At 42.6% G+C, this 25,820-nt stretch carries 20 protein-coding genes and 1 pseudogene; 13 read left to right on the top strand and 8 right to left on the bottom strand.

What is annotated here, in order from left to right; translation table 11 throughout:
- The first annotated feature begins 168 nt into the window (after positions 1 to 168).
- Entirely contained in the window at positions 169 to 1,113 is a 945-nt protein-coding gene (locus tag CXF83_RS20665) for a LysR family transcriptional regulator (RefSeq protein ID WP_101093474.1), read from the top strand.
- A gap of 31 nt (positions 1,114 to 1,144) precedes the next feature.
- Positions 1,145 to 1,288: pseudogene (locus CXF83_RS23025) on the top strand (LysR family transcriptional regulator); the annotation flags it as partial.
- A 26-nt stretch (positions 1,289 to 1,314) separates the two neighbouring features.
- Here CXF83_RS23025 and CXF83_RS20655 read toward each other — a convergent pair.
- Both CXF83_RS20655 and CXF83_RS20650 read right to left on the bottom strand, forming a co-directional pair.
- Positions 1,315 to 1,971, bottom strand: coding sequence for a Qnr family pentapeptide repeat protein (locus CXF83_RS20655; RefSeq protein WP_101093475.1), 657 nt, complete (start codon positions 1,969 to 1,971; stop codon positions 1,315 to 1,317).
- Positions 1,972 to 1,981: 10 nt separating this feature from the next.
- Positions 1,982 to 3,334, bottom strand: a complete 1,353-nt coding sequence (locus tag CXF83_RS20650) for an MATE family efflux transporter (protein ID WP_101093476.1) — start codon at positions 3,332 to 3,334, stop codon at positions 1,982 to 1,984.
- Positions 3,335 to 3,581: 247 nt separating this feature from the next.
- On the opposite strand from CXF83_RS20650, the gene CXF83_RS20645 reads away from it, so the two are divergent.
- Both CXF83_RS20645 and groL read left to right on the top strand, forming a co-directional pair.
- A complete protein-coding gene (locus tag CXF83_RS20645; protein ID WP_101093477.1) occupies positions 3,582 to 3,872 on the top strand; it encodes a co-chaperone GroES in 291 nt (96 codons plus the stop codon).
- Between the two features lie 93 nt (positions 3,873 to 3,965).
- Positions 3,966 to 5,609 carry a chaperonin GroEL gene (gene groL / locus CXF83_RS20640; RefSeq protein WP_101093478.1) on the top strand — a complete coding sequence of 548 codons (1,644 nt, stop codon included), beginning with the start codon at positions 3,966 to 3,968 and terminating at the stop codon, positions 5,607 to 5,609.
- A gap of 569 nt (positions 5,610 to 6,178) precedes the next feature.
- Here the strand turns inward: groL and CXF83_RS20635 are convergent.
- From CXF83_RS20635 to CXF83_RS20625, 3 genes are all read right to left on the bottom strand, one after another.
- Complete coding sequence (locus tag CXF83_RS20635) at positions 6,179 to 7,075, bottom strand: porin family protein (RefSeq protein ID WP_101093479.1); 897 nt, start codon at positions 7,073 to 7,075, stop codon at positions 6,179 to 6,181.
- 348 nt (positions 7,076 to 7,423) lie between these two features.
- The gene (locus CXF83_RS20630; RefSeq protein ID WP_198553585.1) at positions 7,424 to 7,987 is read right to left on the bottom strand and encodes an excalibur calcium-binding domain-containing protein; all 564 of its coding nucleotides are present in this window, start codon (positions 7,985 to 7,987) and stop codon (positions 7,424 to 7,426) included.
- Positions 7,988 to 8,402: 415 nt separating this feature from the next.
- On the bottom strand, positions 8,403 to 9,416 hold the full coding sequence (locus CXF83_RS20625; protein ID WP_101093481.1) for a nuclease-related domain-containing protein: 1,014 nt from the start codon (positions 9,414 to 9,416) through the stop codon (positions 8,403 to 8,405).
- A gap of 514 nt (positions 9,417 to 9,930) precedes the next feature.
- On the opposite strand from CXF83_RS20625, the gene CXF83_RS20620 reads away from it, so the two are divergent.
- Positions 9,931 to 10,569, top strand: a complete 639-nt coding sequence (locus CXF83_RS20620) for a hypothetical protein (protein ID WP_101093482.1) — start codon at positions 9,931 to 9,933, stop codon at positions 10,567 to 10,569.
- Between the two features lie 312 nt (positions 10,570 to 10,881).
- The gene (locus CXF83_RS20615) at positions 10,882 to 11,721 is read left to right on the top strand and encodes a DUF2306 domain-containing protein (RefSeq protein WP_198553562.1); all 840 of its coding nucleotides are present in this window, start codon (positions 10,882 to 10,884) and stop codon (positions 11,719 to 11,721) included.
- A 186-nt stretch (positions 11,722 to 11,907) separates the two neighbouring features.
- Here the strand turns inward: CXF83_RS20615 and CXF83_RS20610 are convergent, their stop codons facing one another.
- Positions 11,908 to 13,500 carry a BCCT family transporter gene (locus CXF83_RS20610; protein ID WP_101093483.1) on the bottom strand — a complete coding sequence of 531 codons (1,593 nt, stop codon included), beginning with the start codon at positions 13,498 to 13,500 and terminating at the stop codon, positions 11,908 to 11,910.
- A gap of 777 nt (positions 13,501 to 14,277) precedes the next feature.
- Between CXF83_RS20610 and CXF83_RS20605 the strand changes: the two genes are divergently transcribed.
- Complete coding sequence (locus CXF83_RS20605) at positions 14,278 to 15,180, top strand: DnaJ C-terminal domain-containing protein (RefSeq protein WP_101093485.1); 903 nt, start codon at positions 14,278 to 14,280, stop codon at positions 15,178 to 15,180.
- A 135-nt stretch (positions 15,181 to 15,315) separates the two neighbouring features.
- Here the strand turns inward: CXF83_RS20605 and CXF83_RS20600 are convergent, their stop codons facing one another.
- A complete protein-coding gene (locus CXF83_RS20600; protein ID WP_101093486.1) occupies positions 15,316 to 15,765 on the bottom strand; it encodes a hypothetical protein in 450 nt (149 codons plus the stop codon).
- 594 nt (positions 15,766 to 16,359) lie between these two features.
- Between CXF83_RS20600 and CXF83_RS20595 the strand changes: the two genes are divergently transcribed.
- Positions 16,360 to 16,767: a hypothetical protein gene (locus tag CXF83_RS20595; protein ID WP_101093487.1), complete on the top strand. Its 408-nt coding sequence runs from the start codon at positions 16,360 to 16,362 to the stop codon at positions 16,765 to 16,767.
- A 314-nt stretch (positions 16,768 to 17,081) separates the two neighbouring features.
- On the opposite strand, the gene CXF83_RS20590 is transcribed toward CXF83_RS20595, so the two are convergent.
- Positions 17,082 to 19,130 carry a S9 family peptidase gene (locus tag CXF83_RS20590; RefSeq protein ID WP_101093488.1) on the bottom strand — a complete coding sequence of 683 codons (2,049 nt, stop codon included), beginning with the start codon at positions 19,128 to 19,130 and terminating at the stop codon, positions 17,082 to 17,084.
- Between the two features lie 194 nt (positions 19,131 to 19,324).
- On the opposite strand from CXF83_RS20590, the gene CXF83_RS20585 reads away from it, so the two are divergent.
- From CXF83_RS20585 to CXF83_RS20565, 5 genes are all read left to right on the top strand, one after another.
- Positions 19,325 to 19,828: a DUF2975 domain-containing protein gene (locus CXF83_RS20585; RefSeq protein ID WP_232775167.1), complete on the top strand. Its 504-nt coding sequence runs from the start codon at positions 19,325 to 19,327 to the stop codon at positions 19,826 to 19,828.
- Between the two features lie 3 nt (positions 19,829 to 19,831).
- Positions 19,832 to 20,044: a helix-turn-helix domain-containing protein gene (locus CXF83_RS20580; RefSeq protein WP_101093490.1), complete on the top strand. Its 213-nt coding sequence runs from the start codon at positions 19,832 to 19,834 to the stop codon at positions 20,042 to 20,044.
- Positions 20,045 to 20,403: 359 nt separating this feature from the next.
- Positions 20,404 to 21,570 (top strand): BamA/TamA family outer membrane protein, encoded by a 1,167-nt coding sequence (locus tag CXF83_RS20575; RefSeq protein WP_101093491.1) that lies wholly within the window; start codon positions 20,404 to 20,406, stop codon positions 21,568 to 21,570.
- 98 nt (positions 21,571 to 21,668) lie between these two features.
- Positions 21,669 to 22,328 (top strand): hypothetical protein, encoded by a 660-nt coding sequence (locus CXF83_RS20570; protein WP_101093547.1) that lies wholly within the window; start codon positions 21,669 to 21,671, stop codon positions 22,326 to 22,328.
- Between the two features lie 242 nt (positions 22,329 to 22,570).
- Positions 22,571 to 25,810, top strand: coding sequence for an EAL domain-containing protein (locus CXF83_RS20565; protein WP_198553561.1), 3,240 nt, complete (start codon positions 22,571 to 22,573; stop codon positions 25,808 to 25,810).
- The last annotated feature ends 10 nt before the right edge of the window (positions 25,811 to 25,820 follow it).

Raw genomic sequence — 25,820 nt, 5'->3', positions numbered from 1 at the left:
AATGCTAATCGTGTGCATGATCTTTGCTGTTAAAGATGTTACTGATCAAATGTGCTTGTCGGCTGCGCTTTTACTTAAGTTATTTACTTGAGCTATTCGCCCAGCGTGACGCCGTACAGCCCCTGTAGAGTGTGCCGTGAATGTGCCGCGAATTTGTAGTGAGAGAGTATGAAAACTGAAGATATTGCCTTGTTTCATCGTATCGTAGAAACAGGCAGTTTAGTGGATGCGGCAGATCTGTTGAACCTGCCTAAATCGACCGTGAGTCGCCGCTTGCAGAGCTTAGAAGAGGATCTGCATGTGAAATTGTTTCATCGTCAGAGTCGCTCTATGACATTAACGGCGTCGGGGAGTCATTTCTACGATAAGACCTTATCTATTCTTGGCGAACTTGAGCAGACAATGGTGGAGCTGACTGATACGGAAGCCGAGATTGGAGGCCACTTACGCATTCTTATGTTCCCAGTGCCTGAGTTGCTCGATATTGCCAGTGGTATCTTCGAGTTTATGGATCATAACCCTGAGCTTACCGTTGAGCTGATTGTGAGTACTGAACCGCAGGATATGATCCGTAATAATATCGATCTCGCTTTCATGATTGAAGACGCCTTTAACGAAAGTGAGATGGTGGCTCGGGAAGTGCTCACCGAAGAATTACATTTCGTCGCCAGTCCCGACTATTTGGCAAAGGCAGGCACACCCTTGCTTCCCGAAGATCTAGAGAAGCATAACTCCATTCTTTTCCGTTACCCTAACGGCCGAATTTTTAATGAAGTTCCCTTCGGCAATGATATGAAAATAGCCGTCAAAGGCAACCTGTGCCTAAATAGCCTTCAACTCTGTTTAGAAGCGAGCTTAGCCGGCCGTGGGATCGCCTTCCTCCCGATAGAAGTGACGCGTGATTATGTCGAACGTGGTGAACTCACCATGTTGTTTGAAGATGTAGCGCCCTATATAGGTAAGTGCTACTTGGTATATCCCTCAAGACGTTTTATTAGCTTAGCCAGTCAGCGATTTATCGATCATATGATGGCGGCACTCAAGCGTTGTAATTCAGGTAAGGGTTGTGGCAGGGAAGAGAGACTACGCGGTGCTATCAAGTCCTGGATTTAAGACCGTTTGAAGATGTAGAATACATGATATAGGTAAGTGCTACTTGGTATATCCCTCAAGACGTTTTATTAGCTTAGCCAGTCAGCGATTTATCGATCATATGATGGCGGCACTCAAGCGTTGTAATTCAGGTAAGGGTTGTGGCAGGGAAGAGAGATTACGCGGCGCTATCTAACCCACGCGCATACTTAACCAGGGGTTTCAATCAGGCGTGACGATCAGCCCCAATGGTGCCAGTAATTGCTCCTGTTGCCATTGATTAATGATCACGCCCTCAAGCCCAACGTTGCGCGGATCTAAACCGTCGAGTTCAATTCGGGTGAGGTTACACCCTTTAAGCTCAAAGGTGCCCCATTGCTCAGGGGAGAACTCGCCGCCACTTAAGTCGCTGCCTTTCATCGACGCGCCAGTGAGGTTAGCCCCGCGCCAGCGATTATCAAATAGCTCACACTCTTCCAGCAATGCACTGTTTAAGTCGGCATAAGCCAAGTTACAAGCGGTGATATAGGCAGAGCAAAAATAGCTTTTAGGGGTAATGTAATTGGCAAAGCTAGCCCGACTAAAGTCGCTCCCCTGCAAGTTACACTCGCGCATCTCAATACCGTAACAGCGGGCACCCTTAAACAGGGTCATGCTCAAATTACAGTGTTTAAAGCTGGCGCTGGTTAACGTCGCGTAGCTAAAATCACAGCCCTCATCTTCGCCTTGTCGTACAAATTTACAATGGCTAAAACGCGCATCGGTTAGGTCGGCATGGTTAAAGCGGCAGTGATGGAATTCACAATGCTCAAAATGGGCATCTTGCAGATCTTGATCGCTAAAATCTTCATCGCTAAAAATCTGTTTTGATGCCAGCATCGGGTGTCCTTTAGTGTGCTATTGGAGCGAGTTCAGGTTCTGAAATTCGACGTGCCAGAATATAGCAAGCCAGTCCCATCAACGCATTGGTGATCGGTAGCGCGAGCAGCAAGCCCTTTACGCCGCCCAGATAAGAGCCCAGAGCTGCCAATGGCAGCATGATTAAAAACAAACGGCAGATATTTAATACCAGTGAACTCATGGGTCTATGGTAGGCATTGAGCGTGGTCGCCACCAAGATAACAACGCCGAGAGGGCCGTAAGCGGCAGGTAATACCAAAATATAAAAACTCAACCACTCAATCACTTGTGGGTCGCTACTGAACAATTGTGCTAAAGGCTCGGCTAAAAAGAATAGCGGCAGATAAAGTAGGGTTTGAAACAACAATACAAACTTGAGTGAAAGCAGCAATGCATCACGGGCACGAGCGGTTTGCCCTGCGCCTAAGTTCTGCGCCACAAATGGCACCAGGCTTGACGACAACGCCATGACCACAATCAACATCACCGACTCTAATCGAGTGCCCGCGCCAAAGGCGGCGACGGCGCTATGGTCGATACGTGCCAGCATCGCCATGATAATGGCATTTGTGACTGGGTTTAATAGGTTCATTAAGGTTGCAGGCTGGGCAATATGCGCCAGTTGCTTCCAATTACACTTAAGTCTGGCGAGATTAAACTCAGCAAACTCGACTAAGTGACGCTTAAAAATCAGTAGATGAGTGGATAACGACAGCGCCACTATCCAAGAGACCACCGTGGCAATGGCAGCGCCTTGAATTTCTAAGCGTGGGAAAGGCCCAATACCGAAAATAAGCAGCGGATCCAGAATCAGGTTTATCAGCGCCGCCAACATCATTATTTTAGCCGGCGAGTGGGTATCCCCCGTCGCGCGTAGGCCTTGGTTACCCACCATCAACAACACCAATAATGGCGCACCGAGATACCAGGTAAACATATAGTCATGGATCAGCGGTAAGCTGTTTTGGTTAGCGCCGAGCAAGCTAAATAACGGACTAATACACAAGCTGCCAAGCAGCGAGATAACCGCAGTTACCAAGAAGGTTAACAGTAGCGCGTCATGCAAAAAAATCTTGGCTTTATCAGCGTGGCCACTGCCTATAAGGCGGCCTAAGTTGGTGGAAACTCCTGCGCCAATGCCAATAGCGATACTGGCGATGATTAAGGTTACAGGAAAAGTAAAGCTGATTGCCGCTAGGGATTCGGTGCCTAACTGGCTGATAAAAAAAGTGTCAATGAGGCTGAACCCGAGAATGGTTAGAATACCAATCAGGTTTGGGAGGCTCATATTTAGCAGTACACGACCAATTGGCTGTGTTAGCAGCCCGTGTCTGTCTTTCATAGGGAAGTGTTGCCTAGTCTATGCTTGGACGGCGAATTCTATCAGGATTGCCGCAATATTTATAAAACAGAGTTAAAATAAACAGATTTATTTTATAAATGGGGCTTGGAACTGTCGACCTTTACCCCCATATCTCGAACATCAAGCGAGATTTTTGTTTTCACAGAGGTGAAAACAACCAATATCGTTACAATCTTTAATAGTCAGCAATAAGCGCTGGCGACCAAAATACTAGGAGCATCCATCGATGAATATTCGCCCATTACATGATCGTGTCATTGTTAAACGTTCAGAAGTTGAATCAAAGTCAGCTGGTGGCATCGTACTAACAGGTAGTGCTGCTGAGCAATCATCACGCGGTGAAGTTCTTGCTGTAGGTAATGGCCGCATTCTTGAAAATGGTTCAGTTCAGCCACTTGACGTAAAAGTGGGTGACATGGTTATCTTCAACGAAGGTTACGGCGTTAAGAAAGAAAAAATTGATGGTGAAGAAGTGCTGATCCTTTCAGAATCTGATCTAATGGCTGTTGTGAGTTAAACCACTTCGTTTAAACATTTTTCAATGCTGATGTGTTGCTCGAGCTTAGAGGACACATCGGTAATTTAAACAGAATTTAAAGGACAATTAAAAATGGCTGTTAAAGACGTATTATTTGGTAACGATGCACGCGTAAAAATGCTTGCAGGCGTTAACGTACTAGCAAACGCAGTAAAAGTAACTTTAGGCCCAAAAGGTCGTAACGTAGTACTAGACAAGAGCTTCGGTGCTCCACTTATCACTAAAGATGGTGTGTCAGTCGCTAAAGAGATCGAACTTGCTGACAAGTTCGAAAACATGGGCGCTCAAATGGTGAAAGAAGTTGCTTCTAAAGCCAATGACGCTGCGGGTGACGGTACTACTACTGCTACCGTGCTTGCTCAAGCTATCGTGACAGAAGGCCTAAAAGCCGTTGCTGCTGGCATGAACCCAATGGATCTTAAGCGCGGTATCGACAAAGCGGTTATCGCTGCAGTTGCTGAACTTAAGACACTGTCACAAGAGTGTTCAGAATCTAAAGCTATCGCACAAGTTGCGACTATCTCTGCTAACTCTGACGAATCAATTGGTGACATCATCGCAACAGCGATGGAGCGTGTTGGTAAAGAAGGCGTTATCACTGTTGAAGAAGGCCAAGCGTTAGAGAACGAATTAGATGTTGTTGAAGGTATGCAGTTTGACCGTGGTTACCTATCACCATACTTCATCAACAACCCAGAAATGGGCAGTATTGAACTAGAAACGCCATTCATATTGTTGGTTGATAAGAAAATATCAAACATCCGTGAATTGCTTCCTATCCTTGAAGGTCTAGCTAAAACAGGTAAGCCACTGCTTATCGTTGCTGAAGACGTTGAAGGCGAAGCGCTAGCCACATTAGTGGTAAACAACATGCGCGGTATCGTTAAAGTCGCTGCTGTTAAAGCCCCTGGTTTTGGCGATCGTCGTAAAGCAATGCTACAAGATATCGCTATCCTAACTGGCGGTACTGTTATTGCTGAAGAGATTGGTCTAGAGCTTGAAAAAGCGACTCTAGAAGATTTGGGTACTGCAAAGCGCGTTATCATCACTAAAGATGACACCACTATCATTGATGGTAACGGTGAAGAAGTTCAAATTAAAGCACGCGTTGCACAAATCAAAATCCAAGCTGAAGAATCAACTTCAGACTACGATAAAGAAAAACTTCAAGAGCGTATGGCTAAACTTGCAGGCGGCGTAGCCGTAATCAAGGTTGGCGCAGCCACTGAAGTTGAAATGAAAGAGAAGAAAGCACGTGTAGAAGATGCACTACACGCAACTCGCGCAGCCGTTGAAGAAGGTGTTGTTGCTGGTGGTGGTGTTGCACTTGTACGTGTAGCAAGCAAAATTGGTGAAGTTGAAGTGCTTAACGAAGACCAGAAGCACGGTGTGATTATCGCACTACGCGCTATGGAAGCACCGCTTCGTCAAATCGCGACTAACGCGGGTGAAGAAGGTTCAGTTGTTGCTAACAACGTGAAGATCGGCACTGGTAACTATGGTTACAACGCGGGTAACGACACTTACGGCGACATGCTAGAGATGGGTATCCTTGACCCAACTAAAGTGACCCGTTGTGCACTACAGTTCGCTGCATCTATTGCAGGCCTAATGATCACTACTGAAGCTATGGTGTGTGATGCGCCACAAGAATCAGCTGGTGCACCTGATATGGGTGGTATGGGCGGTATGGGTGGAATGGGCGGCATGATGTAATTTTACTGGTCTAAATTGATTCTTACTGCGTTGCCATTCGCTCGCGTAAGAAAGACTACGCGTCGCTCAAGGCGCCTTGTCATAATCAATTTATCCTACGTAAAATACGTTGTCGGTCTATAGCTCAAAAGCTAAAGCCAAATAAAGAAAACCGATACTTAACAGTATCGGTTTTTTTATGTCTGCAGATTAGTTTAAAGCTGTGGCGCTTCGCCCATTCTGTTGTAAAGAGCAGAGCCAAGGGGTAAAGCGCTTGTCCCCGCTCCATTGCATTTGCTAAGAGTTCATAAGAGTCAATCCCTCAGCGCCTCGACGAAATGGCCTGAGAAGCGAAAATTTACAACGGGGGAGATTGGACTCTGTGAGTGGCGAGGTTTGGAATTGGGTTAATCGATATTTGAGAAAAAGGGAAAAGCATAAAGTTTACTCTGACCCCAATTTATTTTTCAATTTATTTTTAGAGAAGAGGGGCAAAGAGTAAAGTTTATTCTGACCCCAATTTATTTGTATTTGTACAAAATCGAGAGCAAAGTAATAAGTTTTCTTTGCCCTAATAACGATAATATTATTTAGAATGATAGCCTTAAGTTACCACTATACATATTGATATCATCTGCTGCTGAATAGCCAATTCCGATAGCCAACTGTTTATTGAAATGGTAATAAGCCGACACCGCAAAAGCGGTTTCTGATTCACTGTCTATCTCGGCACGTTCGATAGTAGCAATAGCTTCAAAAGACTCAGTTAACATTGAACGGACACCAAGCTTCAACCCGTAGCCATTATCATCATAAGAACCGCTATTTCCGTCGTAAGAGCCTTCGAATTCTACATATAGATATGATGCCATGACGAATAAGTCTGTTGTATCGCTGGCTCCAAAACGATATCCAATACCTGCGGAGGCTAGGCTTAGAGTGGCATCTATATTTGAGTCTATTATTACAACATCCTCTGAAATTGTACTGTAGCTAGCACTCAAAATTACATTCTTTCCTAGTAATGCAGACCCTATCACGCCATAACCCTTTGGCTTGATATCTTGATCAAAACCATCAACATCAGCTGATAAATAGGAAGCTTCGATAAAATTCCAATTGGGAGCTCTAGCCTTAGAGTTGGGAGTCGGGCTTGTTTCGTAAAACCCCCATTGATAAAAAACATCTGGTATCTCATTCTTGGTGCTTAGCTCGGTTTTTATTCTTGCTCCACTTGGTAATACGTGAAATTCACACCCACTTTTAGATTGTGAAGGGCATACCTTCACATTCATTTTTTCAATACAATGACCAATAATTTCTACATCAACATTATATAATTCTGACTCAACTTGTTTTATATCTAGAGTTTTTACCGATACGCAGTTTTGCCCCTTTGATGTGGTAGGGTTTGTTAAGTTAACTGCCCATGCATCGTTAACCGTTATGCATAAAAGAAAAACTCCACATAATTTCTTGTAAACCATAGATAGTCCTTATCTGATTTTTTAGAGAAATGTTCACCACGCGTAAGCATAGACTAGCTGTTTTAATAACACTAAAAATTGATTTAAATAAATTGGGTCTGCTAATCAAATCAAGATAGAGTAAGATTTAATTTAAAAATTGATAGCATTGTAATAAATGTGGTTACTCGATAGCCTCAAGTTTCCGATTTTAGAACCCATAAGTAAAAAGTGGGGTCAGAGTCTGACGAATCCCCACAAAAAGGCACACAGAAATAATGAGATAGGTAAAATAAAAAGTGGGGTCAGAAAAAGTGGGGTCACAAAAAAGTGGGGTCAGAGTAAACTTTAACCCAAACTCTTTAACTGTTAATTACACCACTGCCTTTCACATGGTACACCGTCGTGGTCACCGTCCATTTTTGTGCCTGGGCAGTTTTTGATGTAGAAAGTGGCTTCATCACATGATCGCATTTGGCTGCAGTGTGCTTTTCCTGCTTCACAGCGGAAGTTCTGTACCGGGTTGAACTTCATCTGCTCAATGTCTTTATTGGTGAGTACGGGCGTTGCGGTCATCTCTTCATATTTTTTAAAGCCAAATATGCCGAGGCCGAGTAAGACTAAAAGTGGGATGAGTAATCCGCTTGATGGCTTACGCTGGTGCTGGCGTCTTGCAGTGTGCTGTGTTTTGGTTTTTCTGTTTTGGTTGGACGCGATAACGGCCACGCCTTCGATATTGGCTTTTACGGCCTTGATCTTGCCATCACTTTGCCACTCGGCGTGATAGTTGATTTGGTCGCCTACAATGGGCTTCCTTTCCATTTGTTTTAGTATTGAGATATGAATAAACACATCTCCGGCATTGGCTGTATCTGGCTTGATAAATCCAAAGCCTTTGTCACTGTTCCAACGAACAATGGTCCCTCTTTCCATGAGCATCTAATTCAATTCCCTTAGTCCGTTAGCGCTTGTAACTAATCTATTTTCTATACTATCCCAGATAAAATGACGATGCCTTAACAATGATCAAAGTTACTGAGTATGTATTCCTATTTATAACTCCATAGTCAGCAGTTACCGCTTTCTAAATCAGTGTAGATGCGGCTGAGGCCGTCGAAAACATGGCCAATTCTGTTCCAGACAGAATACGGCATTCCATCCATCCTTGGAGGTCAGATGTTTTCGTTGAGCTTACAAGGACCCTTTCTTTTATAAAGAGGTGCAGCGAGTCTCAGCAGCGTCTGCGCATGCGCTTGCCACAGGCTATTGGAACCATTTTCTTTAATTAACCACTTATGCTGCCGATAAACTGTAAAAAGAGAGTCAGAGTAACATTCCCCCTTAGGCATTAAATCAACAAGCTCCCGCTGCTGCACTCTTGGCAGTTCAGCGTGTAGGTCTCTTTTTGTTTTTTTACCTTGGTATTCTTGCTTTGGCACTTTGGGCAGGCCTGTTTCATCGGCGTGTTTTTCGTGCATTGATTACATTTTATGTAATAACCAAACTTGCCATACATTGGGGTGATGTTGTTTGATTCTCCGCAATGTTTACAGCATAACGTTATCTGTATATCAGTTGTGGTGTCAGTTGGAATATCGGGTTGCTCTAGAGGCTGTAGTGCTTGTGCTACAGGAGCATGTATTGGCTGGATAACACTTGCGGCTGTTGGTGTTATGGCAGTGGCTTTCGTGTCTATTTCAGCTGTCTGATTATTACTATCAATATGTTGGTTAATAATGAATTGACCAATTGAATCGAGTTCTTTTTGATTAAAGTAAGGTCTAGAATCCGCAATACTTATAACTCGCATAAATTTATTTTTTAGATTCATGATTTCTTTGGTTTTATCGACCAAAAACTCTGATTTTACTAATTTGTCTGAAACAGCTTTAGGCATGGTTTGTCTATCAATGATCGCATCACTTGATACTACGCAAAGATGATCCCAGCAACGCCCACTAAAACCTTGTTTCAGGCCGAGCATTTTCCCTAACACCTCAAGTCTATGATGATTGAGTAGCTCTTTAAGCAGGGCTTGTTGCAGCTCAACTTGTTTGATGGGTGAGGGCATGCCTTGCCACTTGCTGTTATAGCTGCGAGTCCACTCTTGTTGCTTGTTTACTTTTACATGGCCTTTAATACTTTTTGATTCAATAAGTACAAAGCCATAGGGGTAAACGATTAAGTGATCGATCTGCGCGGTTTCATCATTGAAGCTGAACTTAAAGTCATTAATGACCAGCACTTCGGGATGATCTTTAAAGGCACGGCGTAGAAAAAAGGCGACATTTTGTTCTTGCTTGAGGCCTGCTATAGCTTGTGGCGATTGGGCGTTTTGAGGTGACTTAGTTTTAAGAATCATTTATCAACAGCATCCATACATAACTTGATAATAATTCAGACAATAATACTCGTATCAGTACCCATAAATCTACTGCTAAGTGAATGATAAGATGATAAAAGTGGGGACTGAGTAAACGTTAACTCTTATTAAAGTGTCCAAAGGGCAATAGGATCGGAGTAAGGTTTTTTGGGTTGGTGTTTATTAGATATTGGAGAGAAGAGGGCAAAACATAGGTTTACTCTGACCCAAACTTTTAAAAGGTTACCCTCTTATCATCCCTGATGAGCTTAAGATGCTGAGACTATAATTGGCTTAGTGGTTTGCCTTGAGCAAATGCGTTTATTTTAACAAGTTTATCCAGCATAGACTTGTCATGAGTAAATAAATGCAATAATATTGCGCGCAATTGAATTGCTCGAAATATACATTCAATCCGACAGCAGTAAAGGATCACAGGCAGTTCAATGAATGCCTGTAGTAAAACAGATTTTAAATCTGGCTCATCTTTTAAGCTTTAACAATAAGGAACACCATGAAAGCAGAATTAATTAATGGCCAACGTGCGATGATTTTGTTCATTACACTGATTTGCAGTACAGCGAGCACTGCCGCGACAACGCCTGAATCTGAACCTGCCGTTGTAAATATTGATGAAACAAGTTTTAGCTGCATACGCGACATGACGCCAGTGCGCCACTTTTACGTAGATAATCTGTTGGGAGACATTAACGGGACTCTGGCCGCCGCTAATTCACCTGAGGGAGCGATATATCCGACAGGATCTGTGGTGCAACTGGTACCAACCGAAGTTATGGTCAAGCGTGAACCTGGCACTTTTCCGGCAACCAGTGACTGGGAGTTTTTTGAGTTAGAAGTTGATGAAAGTGGTTCTAAAATTGCAAAGCGTGGTTTTGTTGATGTAGTGAATCGCTTTGATGGCAACTGCTTCACTTGTCATGTGCCCGCTAAAGAGAAGTGGGACTTTATTTGTGAGTCGGGACACGGTTGTGAACCGATCCCAATCGACCATAAAATGACTGGTGCATTGCAGCGCTCAGATCCGCGTTGCGGCGAAACTGCACTGGAGTCTGGTGATACCATGGCACTGATAAAACTTAAGGTTATGCTCAGTATTGGCCTGACCAAGAAGTGGCTAGAAGATCTGTTTTAAGCTAATCAAAATAGGGCGGGTCAGAGTAAACTTTCCTTCAGTATCTCGTTAAAAGGACTGGATCAGACTCTCTCCGCGCTATTTATTGCAGAACCTACTTATTTAATGTCTCAGTTTAGGGGAATGGACCATTCTTATTCGATGCCATATTAATCGCCATATTGACTGATTTTCAGTGAATATATTATCTTTTGAGATGACGCTTTGGGTAATGCATTGATTTATAGCTCTTATATTTCTGGCATAACTTTTGCTGTTAACGATGTGTTAAATAAAAATTGTTAACTTTTAAGGTACGCCAAGGGGATAGGAATGAGCGAAGCTGCAATAATCAGAACAATAGCGGTAGATGGGAAAAGTCATAATTCAACGAATAGGCATTGGCTTGGTCATAGTGCGAAATTATGGTTTGCAGTGACGGTCATGGGGCAATGGATTTTTGCTGCCTATGTGGCCATTTTTTATGGTGGGGCAACCTTTTCCGGAGATCTTGCAGAGTGGAATAAGGTGATGCCACACGGTTATATTGCTGGTGACACCATAGGTAACTTAGCGGTAGGAATGCATCTGTTTTTAGCCTTGGTGGTGCTCATTGGTGGGCCGTTACAACTTATTCCCCAAATAAGATCTTATGCGCCTAAGTTTCACCGCTTTAACGGACGGATCTATATTCTAACCGCTTTTATATTAAGTCTGGGTGGTTTATTTATGGTGTGGAGTCGCGGCGTTGCAGGCGGTGAGATTGGTAAGTACAGCATCAGTTTAAACGCCATTTTAATCATGGTATTTGCAGGGCTGGCGGTATATAACGCGATTAAGCGAGATATTAAAACCCATAGACGTTGGGCAATAAGGTTGTTTATCGTTATGGGAGGGGTATGGTTTTTTCGTATTGGACTGATGCTATGGTTAATGGTCCATCAGGCACCTGTAGGGTTTGATCCTAAGACATTCGAAGGGCCATTCTTAAGCTTTTTGGGCTTTGCTCAGTACCTGCTTCCGCTTGCTGTCGCTCAACTGTATTTTGCTGCATCAGACAGTAAAAATCCAAAGTATAAGATGGTGATGTCTTTAAGCTTAGTTGTACTCTCTCTTGGTATGGCCTGCGGTATTTTCGCTGCTTCAATGGGAATGTGGTTACCACGAATCTAATCGAAAAATGTTGGCAATGAGATGATTTTCACATCGACGAAATGGAGGCAGAGTCTGACTACCCCTTTATTTAATCTTTTGTGTAACTAATGGGTTTTCTGAAGTAATAAAAAACCGGCCTCAAACATTGGGTTAAGGCCGGTCATGATATTACTGTGTGTTACTGGTTTTCTCTATATATCGCCGTTATCGGTATAACGCGTATTCGCTTTTCAGCCCTTTAATCAGACTAACGCACATTAGTAACAGCACAAAGGTGAAGGGTAATGCAGTAGCAACGACGCCGGACTGTAATGCCTGCAGCGCTTCTTTACCGCCAACCCAAAGCATGACTGCTGCAATAGCGCCCTCTACAGTTGCCCAGAAGACGCGCTGAGGGATCGGTGCATCTATCTTGCCGCCAGCGGTAATGCTGTCGATCACCAGTGAACCTGAATCCGATGAGGTCACGAAGAAGATCAATATCAGCACAACCGAAAGAATCGAAATGGCAGAGCCGTATGGTAGAGCATCGTATACATGGAACAGAGAGAGTGAAATATCAGTCAAGCCATTAGCACCCAGCTCACCCACCTTATTGGCGACTTGATCGAGCGCAATACCGCCGAAGACAGCCATCCAAATGATGGTCATCGATGTTGGAATAAAAATCACGGCAAACAGGAATTCACGTACTGTGCGGCCTTTAGAGATTCGGGCAATAAACATACCGACAAAAGGTGACCATGAAATCCACCATGCCCAGTAGAATACGGTCCAACCGTGCATCCATGTTGTGTCTTCCCGACCATGCGGATTGCTGAGGCCAATGACATTGTTCACATAGGCCATTAATGTGTCTGGAATCGACGCCATTACAATATCAAAGCTGACGTAAGTAACGAATATCAGCAAGGCTAATGCAAATAGCATATTGATATTACTCAGCACTTTAACGCCGCCATCGATGCCACGAATAACAGAGCCAATAGCAATTAAAGTCACTAAGATAACGACAGCCAGTTGCATACCGATACCGCCATCAGTACCAAATACATGGTTGATACCACTGGTGGCTTGCATTGCCCCCAATCCCAGCGAAGTCGCCAAACCAAACAAGGTCGACAGTACTGCCATAACATCGACGACATGTCCTAGCCAGCCCCAGGCTCTGTCACCAAAGATCGGGTAGAACACAGAACGAAGCGACAGCGGCAATCCCTTGTTATAGGTGAAAAATGCCAGCGCGAGCGCGACAATCGCATAGATTGACCAGCCGTGAATACCCCAATGGAAGATAGTTGCCCCCATGGCCAATGTTTTAGCTTCAGGGGTTAATGGTTCTACATTAAATGGCGTGCCCCACCAGTCAGTAAAGTAAGCGGTAGGTTCAGCAACACCCCAGAACAACAGTCCGATACCCATACCTGCGGCAAACAGCATCGCCAGCCATGAAACTCTGGAGTGCTCTGACTTGGCCTCTTTGCCGCCAATACGGATTTTACCGAGCGGCGACAGCATTAGTGCCAAAGAGAAAAGGACGAAAAAGTTGGTTGACCACATGAAGAGAACATCAAAGTTTTCAATGATGCTGCTTTTCAGGGTATTTAGCATTTCTTTTGAAGTGCTTGGATCGACGATGAGGAGTGTGGAAAGGAAGATAAGAATAAGGCCTGCGCTGATCCCGAATACGCGGTTATGTATATCGAAACCCCATTTTTGGACGTTGTCCTGACCAACCTGATAGTCCGTTGTTTCAATACTGTATTTATTTAATGTGTTATCCGAATTGATGCTCAAATGTTTTGCTCTTGTAATACTTTTAATCGAAAAGTAAAAACGAAATGGTCTTTAAAAATAAAGTAATTAGACCACGAAATAAAATAACGCGGGGGATAATAACAACTCCAGTACTAAATCTCAAATATCACCTGATTAATGGCGTTTTTATTGCTATTCCAATAGTCGGCGAACATGTATATATAGTTCGTGTTCTAAGTATTTGTCTGATGGGAACCGTTAGGGGTTGAGGGCTTTATCTCTATCCCATAGATAATGGAATGGAACTTAACGTTGGATGACGTAGCTTAGATTATCCAAGTGTGCGATAAGCTAGACATACAATATCAATAGGCTATTAATAGGCGGATTCGGCTGCTTCTGAATGGTCATTCGCAAGCGCTTGTCGTTGCTCTAGTCACTCTTTTATGTCTTCTTTTAGCTTATGAACAAACGGGGTTTGATTCCGCTCCTTTAAATGCTAATTACACCACTGTCTTTCACTGAGGGTGCCATCATTGTTGCCGTCCATTTTAATGTTGGGGCAATATTGGTGATAAAACTTTGCTTGCTGACAAATGACTTGGTCTTTTAAGCCATCGATTACAGTGGCTGGGGATAAATATTTTCGTGAGAATGTGTAGATGGCGAGTTTAAATAATGAAATAGCATTACAATGGTTAAACAAGACAAGATTGGACTCAATAGTCACTTGAACACATAAGCTTGTTAATATTTAGGGCGATAAGAGAGAACTCATGGCCCTTTTTTTGAGATACACATTAGTGAGGGTTTAGCGTGTCTAAACAAGATTATTACAGCGTGCTAGGTGTTTCAAAGGCCTCCTCAAATCAAGAGATAAAAAAAGCCTATAAAAAGCTAGCGATGAAGTACCATCCCGATAAAAATCCTGATGATTCTGTGTCAGAAACAAATTTTAAAAATGCTAAAGAAGCCTATGAAGTACTGACTGATGCTGACAAGCGCCAGAAATATGATGATTTTGGTCATGATGCGTATGTAAACAATGGCCAGGATGGACAACGTTATAGCCAAGGCGGGTTTAACGATATGTTTGGTGCCGGGTTTAGTCAGCGAGAACGTGGCTTTGGTGGTCACAGCTTTGATGCAAATGATTTTGAAAGTATGTTTTCTCAATCAAGAGGGCGAAGCCGAACTCAAAAAGGGCAAGATAAAGAGTTTGTGTTCACTGTAGACTTTGTTGATGCAGTGCAAGGTGCTGAAAAAGTCGTTGAACTACCGGTTAATGGCGAAAATAAAAAAATAAAGGTTAAGATCCCTGCGGGTATTAAAGACGGTGAGAAAATACGCTTCACTGGCAAGGGGAGTGCAGGAGTACATGGTGGGGCTGCTGGTGATCTATTTCTAACGATCGCCACCCGCGCTCATGCTTTTCTTGAACGTGAAGAGAACGATCTTATTTACACCAAGGCTGTCGATATGGTGACGGTGGCACTGGGTGGCGATATTGAAGTCAACGTATTGGATAAGCGCTTTAAGCTTAAAGTGCCCGCTGGGACTCAACATGGTCGAAAGTTCAAGATAAAGGGTAAAGGTGTTACGGATCGAAAAGGAGAAACCGGTGATTTGTTTGTGCAAATTAAGGTGGAAATTCCGCAGGATCTCACTGAAGAACAACGTTCATTACTGGAACAGTTCAACGCTTTAAGAGAAAGTTAATACGCTTTAACCAGTGTTGCAGAGCAAGCCTGTAGCACTGGCCTCAACTTTAATCTCTATATGTACTCAGTGTACGTTTATCGTGAGCCTAGCTTATTTTGGTGCAAAATGAGCTAGGCAGACAATTTCTATAGGTTACTTAGAGGCCGCTTCGGCTTCCTCTTTCTGTGCTTTCAGCAGGGTGGTTATCTGTGCACTGAGCATCATCATTCTATTATCGATCTCTTTGCGTTTCTCATCAGCGCCCGCTGATTTATCACCCGCAAGTGCTTGTCGCTCCTGTTGTAACTCTTTTATCTCTTCTTTAAGTTTATCGATTTTTTTCTCTATATCGGTACGCGTATCTAGTTCTTCACTTTTTTGTTCTTGCGCTTTTGTGGTGGCAGAGTTTTTGTTCATCGCCATGCCAAGTTCAGTCGACAGCTTTTTTTGCGCTGCATCTGAAATAGACACTGTATCTGATCCAGCAACTGGGGAGGTCGATGTTGCTTGTGGAGCGATATCAGATCTTACCTTGATCTCTGCTTGTTTCATGTTTTGAGTGACCGAAGATGCTGATCCTATACCTAAGCCGGAAACGTTCATTGCTATTCCTTGCATAATAATACCAGTTGCATTAAGTATTTAGTCAATTCAGAAGCGCTCACGCTTTTCGTTTCAAAGCGCATTGACGAGAGAATGGTTATTCCCTTGTGAGCCAATGCAATGCGGAAGTGGAATGCGTGAGTGCTTCACGTCGGGTGGGTTTCAAAGCGCTGTATGCTGCGTCGAAAACACTCGAGATAGAATCACTATTAGCTTCATGTTTCCGGCTTGCCTTCAGCGCTTTGAATTCCAACTGAATGAACAGGTACTTAATGCAATTGGTATAAGATAATTGTTTATCGGCTTTTTGGGTAAAGGCTTTAGTACTAATTAATGGGCGAATTGCAGCGTAAAGAGTTTGGCTACTCAATACTTGCAGCGGGTTAACCTATAGTTTTTGCTTAATGCTGATGAAAATAAATCTGTAACTTCGAATGAAAGAGGGGGAAGCAGGATGACATGGCTCATCCTGCTTACTTGTTTGCGGGCAATGAAAGTTTATTCGCTAGCGTTTTTAATACACGTTTCAGTTTTGTTTATTACAATTGATTGCTTTGTCATGTATTTCAACAGTTAAAAGAGAGAATAGTTAGCATGGATACACAAAATTCACACTCGACTCGGCGTAAGCCTTTGGTTTTTCTTGGGGTCATTGCATCAATCGTGGTAGTGGTTTGGTTGTTGTTGATGGTAATGCCAAAAGGTTTTAAAACCACCCACGAACAAATAGGTACAGGCTTACCTGCATTGGTGTTTGTCTATGATCCTAACCTGACACTGAGTCATAGCCAGACAACACAAATGAACGAGGCTCGTATGCATCTGGGCGATAATGCGTTGTTTCTTCTCGCCAGTATTGGCACGCCTGAGGGCGATCAATTTATCGCAAAATATCGAGCGGGTTCAGCTGAACTATTCCTTTTTGATCCTGCTGGAAAGCTAGTTAAAAGGCAGTTTGCTGTGAAAAATGCTAATGATCTCATACTGTGGCTACAGGGCTGATAATGGAAGCCTGAGTAAGATTTACTCAGGCTCATCTTTATCACGATAGCCAAACGTTACCATCTGCTGGCTAAACCCGCGTAATGAAAAAGGGTGCTGAGTAAGCTTTATCCCACGGTATTGCACAGCTTGCCGCTTTTCTCTCAACAATAACCAATGTATCCACAATAGATTAATCTCTTAGCTAAATAATAGTTATTGAAGTATTAAATAGTGCTTGGAAAGTTAAGTGGCTATGTTTAATAAAAAACCGAAGAGTGATTACTCTTCGGTCAATTTAAGGTCTCTAACTGTGTTTATAGCACTGCTTTCAATTAAAGGCTTGGCACATCCACTTTAAGTGTGGCTAAGTGGTTAGAGAGGTTGGCAGGGACCGTATTGTCTTGGCGCCCACCTAAATGCTCGGCAAAAAATTGTTCCATTGCGACAATATAAGCAAGCTTATTATCTCTTTTTTGAAAACCATGGCCTTCATCTTTTGCCAAGATGTACTCAACAGGCAAGCCTCTTTTGTTCATTGCTTTAGCAATATTATCGGACTCAACTTGAGTGACTCGAGGATCATTCGCTCCCTGAACCAGCATCAATGGCGCCGTAATGTTATTGACAAAATTTATGGGTGAACGAGACTGCATATCTTTACGATCCATCTCGATTTCTGGGTCGCCTACCGCACTATAAAATTGCCCAAGATAGGGACGGAAATGTGGCGGGAATGACTCCATTAATGTGATTAAGCTTGAGGGACCAACGTAAGAGATAACAGCTTTATAGAGATCGGGTGTGAATGTGGCACCTGCTAGCGCAGCATAGCCACCGTATGAAGCGCCCATGATCCCTAAACGTTGTTTGTCAGCAATCCCTTGGTCGATGAGATAGTTAGCACCGTCAGTAAGATCATCTTGCATGCTGCCAGTGCCCCAATTTTTATTACCAAGATTGAGAAAACGTTTACCAAATCCTGTTGATGCACGGAAATTCGGCTGTAGTACCGCATAACCTCGGTTAGCTAACAGTTGTGCAATCGGATTAAAGTAACCAGAACTCAAGGTCCAGTAATCTCGCGCCCAAGGACCACCATGGGGCAAGATAATCGTTGGCAGGTTTTGGTTTTGCTCTTTTGGCAGTGTCAAATAGGCTTGTATTTTTACACCATCTCTTGCTACGTAGAAAATGGACTGACGTTTTGCTAATAGCGCGGGATCGATCGCTGGTTGCTGCTTGAGCAATAGACTGATTTTTCCAGTATTTGCATTGTAGCGATAGTCATTACCCATATCGATATCACTGGCGACATGCAGCTGCCATAAACCAGACTCCTCATTGCGTTCTGCTATGGTTATTTCTACATCCTGTGCAAAATATGCGTTAATATTTTCCCAATGTTGAGCAAATGATTGGCTTAATGGATAGGTGCGCAGGCGGCCGCCGTAGTAGCTAACCGCAATCGGTTTGCCACTGTCGTCAAACAAGACGTCTTCGACGTCAGATTCATTTTCTGGATCGGTATGCAGCGTCGTCAATTTCCCAGTGGCTATGTCTAAACTGAGCAACTCTTGTTTATCTCGTCCCTGTATATTGGCGCGAATATAGGCGACGTTGCTATCTTCATCAAACTGCAGTAAATCAATATCTTCACCAAACTCAGTCGTTATTAACACTTTCCATTGGGTATCGACCTTGGCATACAGACTAGTGGTGTTATCTGGATTGCTGCTGACACCTAAAACAGGGATCCCCTGTTTGTTGGTCTGTATATTATTGAAACCATACGTGTTTGAAAAAACATTACTTATTGAACCGTTTGTTACATCTAAACGGTAAACATCAAGTTGTTGAGGATTATCCTGGTTTGATAGCAGCACTAAGTTGTTGGGGGTTTCTTTGGGCTGCTCAATAATCTGATATGTGACTTCATTATTGTGAGTCAGCGCGGTTGTGGTTGCTTTGGGGGTATCGTGAGTTAAATCGAGTGTTAGCATGTAGATTTGGGTATTTTCGTTACCGCCATTATCACTTAAAAAGAATATGCTATTTCCTGAAGTTGACCACCTAAACTCATTGATTGGTTCTTTGGAATCAGTAATTGCAACGGCCTCTTCAAGTTTGGCGCCTGCTGGTAGCAAGTAAATATTTTTGACTCCTTGATATTCCTTTAGAAACGCCATCCATTGACCATCGTTAGAGGTGTTGAGGTGAGTGATGTTCTGCTCACTAAAGAAGGATTCAAGCGGAATGAGTGGACTTTGCTGTTGCACTGTTTCTACAGACGACACTTTAGGTGTTTGGGAGCACCCAGTGACAAATAAGCTGCAAGCGAGTGCAGTAGCTAAAAGACTGGGTAAGACTTTATTGGTGATCATATTTTTATCCTTTACGACAACGCTATGGCTGACAGCAATGCTAATCTTTCATTATCCTGAATGTTAATTAGCCTATTACATAAAATAATTATTGTAAAACGATAATTAAATATTATTTTGCAATCAAATGTTGTTGTCTTATATAATTGGCAGGTCATTTAAGTTGAGGTCTACAAAAGGTTATGAATTCCAATATGCAGAAGCTGATGCAGATCAGTGGTTTTTTTAGAATCGCAGTTATTTTTGGTGCCGTGTCTATATTGATTTACCTTGGCTATGGCTATTTTATTCAAGGAGATATTCGCTTTTCAACTAGTATGCTGTTTACCGAGTTATGGTGGGATGAGCGGGCGAGTAGACAGGTGTTATTAGCGATTCAGGCGCCGCTATTTATCATGTTTTTAGTTGGGGTGTATTGGCTGCAAAAATTGCTAGGTTTTTATCATCAAGGTCATTTTTTTGGACACAATGCCATGCGCTGTTATTTGTGGTTGATATGGATAAAGCTGGCTGATTTTGCACTTGAAATCGTTCAACATCTGCTGACGGGTTATTACCATAAATCTTTCTTCGACAAAACTCACATCGAGTTACCGTTAGATTTTGGCAATATTACGACAATCTTACTGATGTTGATTATTGTCTATTTGCTTAAAGCCGCTAGAGAAATCGAAGCTGAAAACAAAGAGTTTATTTAAGCCATGGAAATTATAGTTAATTTAGATGTAATGATGGCGGTACGAAAGGTGAGTTCTAAAGAGCTCGCTAAAGCGATTGGCATCACCGAAGCGAATCTCTCTCTACTAAAAAGAGGCAAGGTCAAAGGGGTTAGGTTTGAAACATTGGCGAGCATCTGTAATTATCTGAAGTGCCAGCCTGGTGATATTTTAGAGTTTCGTACGGTTCCAGAGTAGTTCTGTTTTGTCGAAGCTATTGAGATAATAGGGCTCTCTTTTTAGAGGAAGAGAGCCCAGAGTCAACTTTGCTCTATGTCATCGCAGAGCATGCCATTTTTCCCCAAGCAACAACTCACATATCTGTATTGGAATAACCCCTAAGCTAAAAAAGTAATGGTTGAAAATAGCGGTAGTGGTAGAATGCGCTCGGCAAGTCGATTGACTGCCTGAAAGGTCGTTATGCGGTTCGAATGAAACCAAAGTAAAAGTAGCAAAAGTAAGGGGGGAAAGTGCAAGCTGGCCTTACCTAACCTCTTTTGCAAACAGCATTGCGTCCGCCTTATGCCCATAATTCTTCATTATTGATTCGAGTACTTATGAAACGGATTTTACTGCTAACCTTATTTGCCTTTTCCAATGTGGCTGTCGCTGTTGAACCTCTGTTTGAAACTCCTGAGAACATGGAACCGACCTGGGTCGATAACATTTTGTCCGTTTTTGGTGCCGACGGTGAGTTCGATGACAGCAAACCCATTGATATGAGCTATCTACCAACCGCGTATTACACACCCGAGAAGAAGTTTGGTGTTGGTCTGTTGATGGTCGGTTTGTATAAAACTGACGGTGCATCGAATGAAGAGCAACCGTCGTCGTTAGTATTAAATTCATTTGTTTCAATGAACAACTCTTACGGCGTTGAAGTTGAAAACATGACTTTTTTCAATGGTGGCAAACAGCGTTTATTACTCGGGCTAGAGCTACATAATGAAGCGTCAGTTTATTATGGCCAAGGTATTGATGACGGCAATGTCGACGCGAATCATCATGAATTTGAAGAGCAGTTATACAGTTTCAAACCTCGCTGGATGACAGAAGTCGCCGATAATTATTTTCTAGGCGTTGGGGCTGACTTCACTTATGCCAGTGCTGACAAATTAGAGTTAGTCGAAACTGGCGTACCAGTAGATGCAGACACTCTTTTACCGAGTAATTTTAGCTCGGGTATCGTCGTTACCAGTATCTATGATTCACGAGATTACCGCTTAAATGCGACTAAGGGTTGGTTGTTCCAAATCGATGCAGGTCTTTACCAGAACAGTGAATATTCGACGTTTTCAACCTATAACCTTGAGTTAGCAAACTACATTGATTTGAGTTCAACATCGCTACTTAGCTCTGCGCCAGGGCTGATTGCATGGCAAGTGCAAGGGCAGTTCACCGAGGGCGATGTGCCTTGGAACATGTTGCCAGATTTAGGCGGTTCAAGTGCAATGCGTGGTTATATCAAAGGGCGCTACCGCGACAAGCAGATGATGATGGGCCAAGTTGAATATCGTTTACCGATTTTCCAGCGTTATGGCATGGTTTTTTGGGGCGGTGTGGGTAGCGTAGCATCAAAGGTAAGTGATCTTAACGAGGAGCTAATGACCTCTTATGGCACAGGCTTCCGCTTTAAAATCAAAGACAATATCAATTTGCGTCTTGATATTGGTGTCGGCGAGAACGAAACTAACTTCTACCTCAATGTGAACGAAGTCTTTTGATTTTGACTAGAGTAGTTTCATTGACGATGAACACGTGTTGTTTGGGGCTAGCGTTAACGCTTGCCCTCGTTAATAACGTGTTCGCTAGTCAGTCAAAGATGGATCAACAAGTCCCTGTAAAAGAACAGTGTAACCGTAGTTCAGATTACGATATTTACCTCAGTGGTATCCATACTGGAACAATGGCCCGAACCGAGACTTGGTTGGGTAACACTGCGGTGGTAACCTCAAAAAGTGAAGCCAGTATTTTAGGTATTGGCACTCAATATCAGCAGCGGGCTGAGTTGTCTTGGTCCAATAAAACTAATGAGTGGATAACCGACAAGTTTCATCAAAAAGTGACCGGGTTTAGGGCGAGAGACATGCAGGTTTCTTTTAGCCATAACGGCCGTCAATCTCGGGTCGATATTGATGGTGATATAACCAACTATACCTCTGCTCATATCCCTTTGCGGGACGTGGACACTTTAGCGATTCAAATTCGTCAGTACTTGCTCCAAGGCCGCACACAATTTGCTTTAATCAGACAAGCTTCAGATGCAATAGAGCCTTATCAACTTTATGTTGAGGACCCGCAAACCGTAAACATCGCACCTTGGGGCGAGTTAACCTTAATCCCGGTTAAGCAGTCTGGTGCCGAAGAGGTGACTTACTACTTTGCGCCAACGATGGATTATCAATTAATTAAAGCCCGTTATCACGGCATCATAATTGAAGGGCTTATCGAACTTAATCACTACAGTTCATCTTGCGAGTAGCTCCTCTGAGTCTGTCACTGTCGGGTCACAGCAAGCGTTTATTAAATCCCTCCCAATGCACCTTCGGGTTCTAGATATATAGGCCGAATAGGCCAGAATATTTCGTCAGTTACTTTTTGCTCCCCTATAAATCCTCTGCATTACATCAAACAAAACTCACATCCTAATAATTTATCCTAGAATACATATATTAGCCGTTGATAAAAACAAACTAATCTAATCAAATCAACAACAGGATGTGCATGGGTAACGTTGGACTATCACAAAGTAAATACTCTACACGGGTCATTCTTGTAGGATTTGCAATCATGGTTCTGTTGATGATGCTATTCGTTTTCATGGCGGTAGATGAAAACAAAGAGCTTGCTGAACTCAATCATAAAATGTACCAGCATCCCTTTTCTGTCAGTATCGCGGTATTAGAAGCCAATGGCGATATCCTTGCTATGCACCGTTATATGAAGGATGCGGTGTTAGCTAGAAACAAAGATGAATTAGACGCAGCCATCTCGCAAGTCGATCAACATGAACAAGAAGTGTATCGACATTTCGAATTAATCAAACAACGTTTTCTTGGGGATAAAGAACAGATTAATGTCGCCTATAAATCCTTTGTTGAATGGAAATCTATACGTGACGAAGTGCTTGCTTTGAAACGTAATAACCAACATCAACTCGCTGCAAATATTACCACTGGGAAAGAAGCGCTGCATGTTAAAAAGCTGAACCGAAACATGACTTTCCTAATCGACTTTGCGCGTAATAAGGCACTTGAGTTCAAGGGAAGTAGTCAACGCTCTTATGATTTGAGCAGGACATCTTTATATTCTTTGCTCATTTTTACAATATTATCCAGTATTATCACCGTGTTTTTTGTCATCTTTCTGGTCAGAAAAGCAGAATATTCTCGCAATGAAAGTGAAGAACGCTTTGAAGCTATTTTCAACAACGCTGAAGTTTCTATTTGGAGTGAAGACTTTTCTACGGTTGTCATAGCACTAGAAGATTTGAGACAGAAAGGGATCGTTGACCTAAGAACATATTTGTATGCGAATATAGATTTAGCTTGGGATTTTGTGGCGATGGTTAAAGTAAATTCTGTTAATAATGCAACCTTAAAACTCTTTGGTGCAAAAAACCAAGCAGAATTTATTAGCAAAATTGACCAAACTTTTGGTACAAATGCGATTGATGTCTTTATTGATGAAATGTGTGCCATCTGGACAAAACAAGAAACTTTTCTATCTGAGGCTAATTTTCAGACATTAGATGGCAAAGAAATTAAAGCACTTATTTCATTTCAAACACCATCGTCGACAAATAATTTCCGTAATGTTCCAGTGAGTATTGTTGATATTTCTGAACATAAGAGATTAGAGGAAAAACTGAAACTGTCATCTCGGGTTTTTAGTGACACTCATGAAGGCATAATCATCACCGACGCTGATAAAATGATTGTCGACGTTAACCCTGCTTTTTCAAACATTACTGGCTACAGTCGTGAAGAGGTCATAGGTCAAAATCCTAATATGTTAAGTTCGGGTAGACATCAGCCTGAATTTTATACCAAAATGTGGCAAAAAATCACCGAGCAGGGCTATTGGCAGGGAGAAGTTTGGAATCGTAGGAAGAGTGGAGAGGTTTACGTGGAATTGCTCACCACTTCCTCACTGAAAGATGCTGATGACCGCATCGTTAACTATCTAGGTATGTTCACTGATATAACACACAGTAAACGCCAGCAAGAGAGTATGCGCCGAATGGCTCATTACGATGCCCTGACAGGACTCCCTAACCGAACACTACTACTCGATCGTTTTAATCAAGCCATTGCTCACTCAAAACGTTCAGGCACATTACTTGCCGTTTGCTTCCTAGATCTAGATGACTTCAAGCCGGTTAATGACCTTTTTGGCCATGATATAGGTGACAAACTACTGATTGAAGTCGCCCATCGCCTTGAATTAGCATTAAGAACCGAAGACACTGTTTCGCGTCTCGGTGGTGATGAATTCTCTATGCTCCTAGGCGATATAAAATCCACATCTCAATGTTATGAGATACTCGATAGAATTATTCACTCGGTCAGTGCGAGCTATTTTATTGACGAACGCTACATCAACATCAGTGCCTCCATTGGGGTCAGCTTATCGCCATTAGATGGTGTGGAGCTAGATACCCTGCTACGTCAAGCTGACCAAGCGATGTATCAAGCGAAACAAGAAGGGAAAAAAAATTACCAGTTCTTTGATTTAGAGCAAGCTCAAGAAGTAACCCTGCGGCATGTAAAATCACAAGAAATACAGCAGGCTTTAATCAACAATGAACTGTGTCTATATTACCAACCGAAAGTGGATATGGCCTCAGGTAAAATAATTGGAGTTGAAGCGTTAATTCGTTGGCAACATCCAGACAAAGGACTTATCCCTCCAATGGCGTTTTTACCCCTTATTGAAGGGACTGAAATAGAGATCCAAGTTGGTGACTGGGTAATTGATCAAGCCATGGTTCAGCTTGAGCGATTAAATAACCAAGGCATTAATCTAGAAATGAGTGTGAATGTTTCTTCGATGCAGTTCTTAAATAAAGGCTTTTTTGACAGTCTTAATGAAGCGCTTAATCGTCATCATAATATCGACTCTCGTAACTTCAAGTTGGAAGTTTTAGAAAGTAGCACCTTAGGAAATGTTGAGCGGATCAGTCATATTATTCGCGCTTGTCGTAATGATTTAGGCGTAAGAATTGCGCTGGATGATTTTGGCACTGGTTACTCATCACTGTCCCATCTTTGTCAGCTTCCTGCTGACACAATCAAGATTGACCAAAGTTTTGTTCGAGATGTATTAATAGATCAAAATGATTTCTCTATCATTGACGGTGTGATTGGGCTCACTAAGTCATTTAACCGACACGTTATTGCAGAAGGTGTCGAAACGACAGAGCATGGGCTGATGTTACTTTTGATGGGCTGTCACTATGCACAAGGTTATGCGATATCAAAACCTATGCAGGCAAGTAAACTTGCTGACTGGATTAAAGAGTACAAACCCAACCAAGCTTGGATAGAAAGCAGTCAAGAGGAAATGACGCTGCAAGTCAGGAGAGTAAAACAACTGGAATTGATACTCAAACACTGGCTTAAAAACATAGAAAATTTGATGCAAGAGGATTCAAAGGGTCAAACAGATATCGGTAATATGGATTGTCATTTTGATAAATGGGTTAGACGATTAAGAGAAGATAAATTATTCGATGGCTCATGGATTAATGAACTGGAACAGACCTATAACGTTATGCACACTGTAGCGCGGGACATTATAAGGAGTTATCAGGCTGGTACTTGTACCTCTAAAAGAGATGAATTAAGCAAGCTACATATTGAATTTGATAAAATATTATCGATGCTCGGCAAGTATAAGCAACCAAGGGATATGAGCTCTTTAGCAGGCGTCACATATCTGCATAGGCCCTTGAGCCGATAATTTTTTTGAA

This window comes from Shewanella sp. Choline-02u-19 (assembly GCF_002836205.1).
Taxonomy (GTDB): domain Bacteria; phylum Pseudomonadota; class Gammaproteobacteria; order Enterobacterales; family Shewanellaceae; genus Shewanella.
Note: the sequence above shows the minus strand (reverse complement) of the source record. Positions and strands in the feature narration are given on the sequence as shown.